This is a genomic window from Ruegeria sp. BC3 (genome assembly GCF_056539265.1).
The window spans coordinates 267,103-273,247 of sequence record NZ_JBQFUP010000005.1; the positions used below are offsets into that span (position 1 = coordinate 267,103).

General features: G+C 57.5%; 9 protein-coding genes and 1 tRNA gene. 4 read left to right on the forward strand and 6 right to left on the reverse strand.

What is annotated here, in order from left to right; translation table 11 throughout:
• The first annotated feature begins 34 nt into the window (after nt 1-34).
• Nucleotides 35-1,141, forward strand: a complete 1,107-nt coding sequence (locus tag ACR0MV_RS15895) for a FliM/FliN family flagellar motor C-terminal domain-containing protein (protein WP_480702767.1) — start codon at nt 35-37, stop codon at nt 1,139-1,141.
• Nucleotides 1,142-1,154: 13 nt separating this feature from the next.
• Here the strand turns inward: ACR0MV_RS15895 and ACR0MV_RS15900 are convergent, their stop codons facing one another.
• The 4 genes from ACR0MV_RS15900 to ACR0MV_RS15915 are packed head-to-tail and all read right to left on the reverse strand — an operon-like array spanning nt 1,155 to nt 3,345.
• Complete coding sequence (locus ACR0MV_RS15900; RefSeq protein ID WP_170426607.1) at nt 1,155-1,586, reverse strand: protein tyrosine phosphatase family protein; 432 nt, start codon at nt 1,584-1,586, stop codon at nt 1,155-1,157.
• Between the two features lie 9 nt (nt 1,587-1,595).
• Entirely contained in the window at nt 1,596-2,027 is a 432-nt protein-coding gene (locus ACR0MV_RS15905; protein ID WP_170426606.1) for a DUF6691 family protein, read from the reverse strand.
• The gene (locus ACR0MV_RS15910; protein ID WP_170426605.1) at nt 2,027-2,449 is read right to left on the reverse strand and encodes a YeeE/YedE family protein; all 423 of its coding nucleotides are present in this window, start codon (nt 2,447-2,449) and stop codon (nt 2,027-2,029) included. The genes ACR0MV_RS15905 and ACR0MV_RS15910 overlap by 1 nt, the downstream gene beginning before the upstream one ends.
• Before the next feature lie 32 nt (nt 2,450-2,481).
• A complete protein-coding gene (locus tag ACR0MV_RS15915) occupies nt 2,482-3,345 on the reverse strand; it encodes an MBL fold metallo-hydrolase (protein ID WP_170426604.1) in 864 nt (287 codons plus the stop codon).
• 244 nt (nt 3,346-3,589) lie between these two features.
• Here ACR0MV_RS15915 and ACR0MV_RS15920 point away from each other — a divergent pair, with 244 nt between their 5' ends.
• Nucleotides 3,590-3,805 (forward strand): hypothetical protein, encoded by a 216-nt coding sequence (locus ACR0MV_RS15920; RefSeq protein WP_170426603.1) that lies wholly within the window; start codon nt 3,590-3,592, stop codon nt 3,803-3,805.
• 9 nt (nt 3,806-3,814) lie between these two features.
• On the opposite strand, the gene ACR0MV_RS15925 is transcribed toward ACR0MV_RS15920, so the two are convergent.
• Nucleotides 3,815-4,033: a hypothetical protein gene (locus ACR0MV_RS15925; RefSeq protein WP_170426602.1), complete on the reverse strand. Its 219-nt coding sequence runs from the start codon at nt 4,031-4,033 to the stop codon at nt 3,815-3,817.
• Between the two features lie 161 nt (nt 4,034-4,194).
• On the opposite strand from ACR0MV_RS15925, the gene ACR0MV_RS15930 reads away from it, so the two are divergent.
• Complete coding sequence (locus ACR0MV_RS15930) at nt 4,195-4,461, forward strand: DUF2312 domain-containing protein (protein WP_170426601.1); 267 nt, start codon at nt 4,195-4,197, stop codon at nt 4,459-4,461.
• Nucleotides 4,462-4,474: 13 nt separating this feature from the next.
• Here the strand turns inward: ACR0MV_RS15930 and ACR0MV_RS15935 are convergent, their stop codons facing one another.
• Entirely contained in the window at nt 4,475-5,350 is an 876-nt protein-coding gene (locus tag ACR0MV_RS15935; RefSeq protein ID WP_480702769.1) for a hypothetical protein, read from the reverse strand.
• Between the two features lie 184 nt (nt 5,351-5,534).
• Between ACR0MV_RS15935 and ACR0MV_RS15940 the strand changes: the two genes are divergently transcribed.
• Nucleotides 5,535-5,610, forward strand: a tRNA-Thr gene (locus ACR0MV_RS15940).
• Nucleotides 5,611-6,145: the final 535 nt, after the last annotated feature.

The window sequence follows — 6,145 nt, forward strand, 5'->3', positions numbered from 1 at the left end:
ATACCAGACTCAGTAACTGAAATCGGTATCCGGGATGACGCAGTCTGTCAGCACAGCTTTGGCGCGCAAACTTTCGGCAGGGCAGGAAGAGCAGGGCGAGAAGCCCCGTTCAATACTGCGGGCCCTTCGGCTGGCCTTTGCCCGCACCGCAGGCGACCGATACCAATTGCCGCTGTCCGTTATCGGGGCAAAGCAATCCCATAGGGCACCCGACGCGCTGGAGCAGGTGATCCAAGCGGAGTGGTTGTTGCTTCAGTTCAGCAATGCCGAGGGGATGGCGGCCGCGGTTTGCATGGATATGGGGGCGGTTTCGGCGATCGTTCAGGTTCAGACTATCGGTCAAGTCTTGCCAGGCGAACCGGACGCCCGCGCGTACACTGATACGGATGCAGCTATGGTGGCCCCGCTGGTCGAAGAAGCGCTGAGCAGGGCAGTTGGGTTGGTCGAGGCGAGCGCGGATCAGGCCAGCCTGTCGGGGTATGAGTTTCGGACGCGACTGGGTGATTTGCGAGCCTTGTCGTTGGCCATGGTCGAAGATGCCTATCGCGTATTTGAATTGACGGTCGAACTGGGTGGCGGCCTCAGGCAGGGTCAGGTTTCCGTCCTGGTGCCGGACCTCCCGGCAGAGCCGGGCGAGGACGAGGTGGATGCAGGTGAGACCGGCCCAAACCTGGAACAGGCATCGGGGGTTGTACGGGCCGAGCTGAACACGGTGATCAGCCGGATGTCTCTGCCACTGGCGATGCTGTCCGATCTGTCTGTGGGCGATGTGCTTCCGCTGACAGGATCGCGGCTGGATCGCGCGGAGATTCTGACAATCGACCGGACCCGCGCCGCCATCGGGCGCTTGGGTCAATGCGGCGGGATGCGTGCTGTTCGTTTGAACGAATACGCCTCAGTTGCAGCCCTGGAACAGTCCGAGCTACCCGAGTTTCTTGAGGCGCGGAGCACAGCTTCGCGGTCTGAAGCTTTGGAAGAACCGGTACAGGCTGCCTCCCACCAAGCCGTAGTTCCAATTGGAGCTGATGTTCTTGGTAACATTGAGGCCGATCTGGGCTTTGACAGCCCGGATCAGATGGTGGCAGAGATTTCGCAGTTGGCAGGGTTGACCGGGCTAGAAGACGAGCCCGGGCCAAGCTGATCGCAATTCGGCGTTATTCACCGGTGTTTCGGATGTGGTCCAGCGCTGGGCGCAGGTTTTCTAGCATGTAGCCAGCCTTGGTCGTGGCCTCCAGGATGTCATCCGTGCTCATGCGGTCGCACTGTCCCAAAGCCCAGACAACCGAACAGCGGGTCCCCGATGCGCAATAGGCCAGAACCGGGCCAGAGCAGCTTTCGGCCAATTCCCGTTGCAAGGCGACATTGCCGGGTGTCATGGTCTGGTGTGTCAACTCCAGAACCTCATATTCCATCCCAGCTGCGCGTACGGCCTCGCCGATGGCGTCCGATTGCATCATGGGCGGAACCTCGACGTTTGGACGATTGCAGATGACCTTAACAAAACCGGCTTCGGCAATGGCTGGGACGTCCTCGACCGTGATCTGGGGCGAGACGGCGTAGCGGGGGGTTATTGGTCGAATCTCCATGCCAATTGCTTAGGCCGCGTTTGCGGTCCTGTCCAGTTGTGCGCCAAGCCCGGGTGCCGCAAACATGCCGGCAATCATGGCCACCAGAAACACTAGCCCTCCGAGGCCGCCATAAGTGATCGACGCGATCGCAGGCCCCGGGCACAGACCAGCCAATCCCCATCCCATGCCAAACATCACCGATCCAATGATCAGGCGGCGATCCAACTCAGGCGGGCTCATCTTTGGAAACTGACCGCCTGCCAGTGGAGCGCGATGGGTTGTCATCCGCCAAGCGATCAGCATCGGCAGGATCGCGCCCCCCATCACAAAGGCCAGTGTCGGGTCCCAGTTCCCAAAAACGTCCAGCCAGCCCTGCACCTTGGTGGTGTCGGTCATACCCGATATCAAAAGCCCGGCACCGAACAGTGATCCGGCCAGCAGCGAAATCAAAATCCGCATCAGATTAGTCCCCATACGTGGCGCATCAGGGCAATAGTCACCCCACCTGCGCCGATATAGATCAGCGTTGCGACAATACCCCGGACCGAAAACCGCGAGATGCCGCAGACCCCGTGCCCCGAGGTGCATCCGTTGGCAATGCGCGTACCCGCGCCAACCAGAATCCCGGCAATGACGATAACGGCGATGTTGCTGGTAAGGTGCGTTTCGGGCGCAGTGGAAAGCAAAGGCCGCAACAGCAGCGGCATGGCAACGACGCCCGCAATAAAGCTCAGCCGTTCAAGAGTGCGGTCACTGCCATCGACGAGTCCGCCCAAAATCCCGCTGGCACCCATGATGCGTCCATTGCCCAGTAGATAGACCGCAGCGCCCAACCCAATCAGCAAGCCGCCCGCCAGCCCCCATATCCATTCCGTATACATCGATTATCCTCTGTTTTTTTCGACGGCCCGCATCACAGCTTGTTGATCGGAACCTTCAAAAACACGTTGCCCTTTTCATCCGCCGGAGGCATCTGCCCAGCCCGCATGTTGACCTGCAACGAGGGCAGGATCAGGCGGGGCATAGGCAGTGTTGCATCCCGCGCATCGCGCATCTCGACGAATTCTTCGATTGATTTGCCCTGTCCGATGTGGACGTTCAGGGCCTTTTGCTCGCCGACTGTTGTTTCCCACGCGAACTCATCCCGGCCGGGCGCCTTGTAGTCGTGGCCAACAAATATCCGGGTCTCGTCAGGCAGTGAGAGGATTTTTTGGATCGACTCAAAAAGCTGTTCCGACGAGCCGCCGGGAAAATCGCAGCGCGCGGTGCCAAAATCCGGCATGAACAAGGTGTCACCGACAAAGGCCGCGTCTCCGATCACGTAAGTCAGGCAGGCGGGCGTGTGGCCCGGCGTGTGCAGAACGTCGCCCCGCATCTGGCCAACATGGAAGCTGTCGCCATCCTGAAAGAGAGCGTCGAACTGGCTGCCGTCACGCTGGAACTCGGTGCCTTCGTTGAAGATCTTTCCAAAGGTGTCCTGGATCGTCACGATCTGTTCGCCGATGCCGATCTTTCCGCCCAATTCCTGCTGCAGATAGGGGGCCGCGGACAGGTGGTCTGCGTGGACGTGGCTTTCTAGAATCCACTCGACCCTTAGATCATTGTCGCGCACATAAGCCACGATCTGGTCGGCCGAACTGGTATCCGTCCGGCCCGAGGCGTGGTCGAAATCCAAAACGCTGTCGATGATCGCACAGGCCGTGCCCTCGGGTTCCTGCACGAGGTATGAGACCGTGTTGGTTTCGGGATCAAAAAACGCTTTCACAATGGGTGTCATCTGGTCCTCCGTCCGTGCGACTTATTTCATATATTATTTTTAGAATGTGATGCAACAACCTTCTTCGATTTGATGCGGGTCAAGGCAAGTTAATCCAAATTCGAGTAGAAATTAATCATTCCGCCTTAGGTTGCTGATGCCGAGCAGGGGACAGGCAGTTTTCCGCGCGTTTCCAAGCTAAGCTCGGCAAGTCTTAAAACGGTTACCTATATGGTAGAATGTAACGTTAACTGGGAGGATCGAGATGTCTACGAATTGCCTGTATTCCGAAGCCGAATACCTGGAGCAGAAGCTGCAGAACGCTTGTCTCGAAACGCGTCTGGCGCTGCAGCCCAGTGTGACGAATGTGATTGATCGGATGCGCCAGCAGGGTGTCCACGTGCCATCGCGGCTGCGGCGGCTGGATGCTGCATTGTGCGAAGATGCAATGGAAGCACGTTTCGACAATATGCCGATCTGAGGGCCAGCGTCAGCTGAACGCAATCCCCAGGATCACCAGCATCAGTCCGATCACCGACAGAAACAACGACGCCAGATTCCACGGCAGAACACTTTGAACAGCGGCGCGCAATTCGTCATCTGACAAGCCGGATTTGCGCGCCTTCATCACACGCAGGATACACCAGACCAGGCCCACAAGGCCGGCAAGCGACAGGGCGGCACCGCCCCAGGTGATGAATTCGAACATGGTGCCCCACATTTCCCAGCAAATCTTCACTGCGCTTAGCGGATCGGCTAGGCACACACAAGCCCACCGGGGATTGCATGCTTGCAGCCCGCGCAGCGGCAATGTATCCGGCTATGTGCCGTTGTTAACGCATCAGATCGCAGCCTTTGGGAGAGATGAATATGGAAGACATGACCGAAGATCAGGCCGCCGCCAACTACCGTGTGACCGCGGGCGAGCTGCGTCAGTTCATCGAACGGTTTGAACGTCTGGATGCCGAGAAAAAAGACCTGGCCGAGCAGCAGAAAGAGGTCATGGCCGAGGCCAAAGCGCGCGGTTACGACACCAAAGTCATGCGCAAGGTCATTGCGCTGCGCAAGCGCGACAAGGACGACATCGCCGAAGAAGAGGCGGTGCTTGAAATGTACAAGGAAGCGCTGGGCATGTAAGCCCTGCGCGGGGTCAGGGTCTCAGAACCCTTACCCCATCCATTGCCTCAAGCGTGGCGACGTCCTGTTCGTACAGTTCCGAAAACGCGTCGATGACCTCTTCAGTCCAGCCGGGCAGGTCCAGTTCTTCCTCAATTTTGTTGGGCTGAGCGTGATCTTCCAGAATCTGCGCCAGTGCGTAGCGTTGTTCGGCCCGCGACTGGGCCGTGTCCTGATCAAGAAGCGCTTGGGCCTGCTCTTGGCCGTCGTCAGTCAGCAATGAGATCAGTAGATCGTATTCACCGATGATCCGCGAGTCGTCCGGAAGTCCGCCGACGCACCGCACGATGTCGCCCCAGATGAACGGAGTATCTTCGTTGCACCATAAGGTGATCTGAACGCCCGGAGCGAAATCGCGGATGTCCTCGATCATCTCAACCCAGCTGAGGTGGCTCAGGTCGTTTTTGCGGATCACCTCTTTGCGCTGTTCTTCGGACAGAGACATCAGATGTTTGGGAATCAGGCTGCCAGGGTTCCGAAGCGCAATGAACAGCTCCACACCGCCTTCCCCGAACGCCTCTTGCAGAACGGATAAACGTTTTCCGGCCAGCGGATAAAACCGACCTTCCGCAAGAAGGGTCTCTCGATCGCCAATAAAGCCCTCGTTGGAAAAAACAGCGCGCCGAATGTCTTGGCTCCAAGACAGTTGGTTTCGCAGTGTTTCTAACTCGTCCGGCAAAGGAGGGCGGGTGTTCAGCACCTGGAATGTAGATTTGAACAGCTGCCGATAGCGGCGAGGTCCCAAAAGGGCCACGTTGTTCTGGCCCAGGGCTTCGCCATTGGTCTGCAACGATTTGAACAACCGCCCGTCATCGGTGAATGCCACGCCTGCGTGGATGGCAACCTTCATCTTCGGTTCATGTCCTTGCATCCCTATGCCCGCCTGTCGAGTTACAGGCTGCGAATAAGACAGTCAAATCTGCGCACTCACATGACGGTGTTCGATTGCACCACAAGGAAATTTCACATTCCCTAACTTCCGATGATAATTGAGGCTTGCAGTCCGGGAAAAGAGACAGTAATCGACACCCAGCGCCCCTATAGCTCAGCTGGTAGAGCAACTGATTTGTAATCAGTAGGTCCGCGGTTCGAGTCCGTGTGGGGGCACCATATTTTCAAAGGCTTCAGTGTGAATTTGTCAATTGCTCCGTGGTTCGTTGAACTTCGCGCCTTGGCTGCTCCCCAAAAAGACACCCGGTTCGCAAGATCAAGAGGCCTTGCCGATAATTGAAGTGGCCAAGGCTTTTATCCGAACTGAAGTAGGTAACTTGGCTTAAGACACGTCGCTTTGCATCCTTTGTGAAATTGCTGTCATTTGAGCTTCGGTCAAACCATCGCCCGCCCAGCCACCGGAAAAACTGATGTCGTGAGAGTTTGGCAGCCGGTCTTTCGATAGCGTCCGGATTTTGATCCGAGCTGGTATCGCAGCCGCTTCTCCGACGAACAACGCCTCTTGCCTTTGCAGAGAAGGTAGCAACGCTGTCATGCCTGATAGACTGTCTGGCAAGAACCGAGCCACGTGCTGTTGATCAGAGCTATTTGACAGCCGAAGCATGTCTAGCCCCCGTGTTCTGGGCCATTTCGGACTAGAGTTTCGGGGACTGGTGGGCGCATGTTGAGGGCCTGATGCGGTCGGGTGTGGTTG

Coding starts and splice junctions, on each gene's coding strand:
- ACR0MV_RS15910 (WP_170426605.1), bottom strand. CDS start 2,449: ATGTATACGGAATGGATATGGGGGCTGGCGGGCGGCTTGCTGATTGGG.
- ACR0MV_RS15895 (WP_480702767.1), top strand. CDS start 35: ATGACGCAGTCTGTCAGCACAGCTTTGGCGCGCAAACTTTCGGCAGGG.
- ACR0MV_RS15930 (WP_170426601.1), top strand. CDS start 4,195: ATGGAAGACATGACCGAAGATCAGGCCGCCGCCAACTACCGTGTGACC.
- ACR0MV_RS15925 (WP_170426602.1), bottom strand. CDS start 4,033: ATGTTCGAATTCATCACCTGGGGCGGTGCCGCCCTGTCGCTTGCCGGC.
- ACR0MV_RS15935 (WP_480702769.1), bottom strand. CDS start 5,350: ATGAAGGTTGCCATCCACGCAGGCGTGGCATTCACCGATGACGGGCGG.
- ACR0MV_RS15915 (WP_170426604.1), bottom strand. CDS start 3,345: ATGACACCCATTGTGAAAGCGTTTTTTGATCCCGAAACCAACACGGTC.
- ACR0MV_RS15900 (WP_170426607.1), bottom strand. CDS start 1,586: ATGGAGATTCGACCAATAACCCCCCGCTACGCCGTCTCGCCCCAGATC.
- ACR0MV_RS15920 (WP_170426603.1), top strand. CDS start 3,590: ATGTCTACGAATTGCCTGTATTCCGAAGCCGAATACCTGGAGCAGAAG.
- ACR0MV_RS15905 (WP_170426606.1), bottom strand. CDS start 2,027: ATGCGGATTTTGATTTCGCTGCTGGCCGGATCACTGTTCGGTGCCGGG.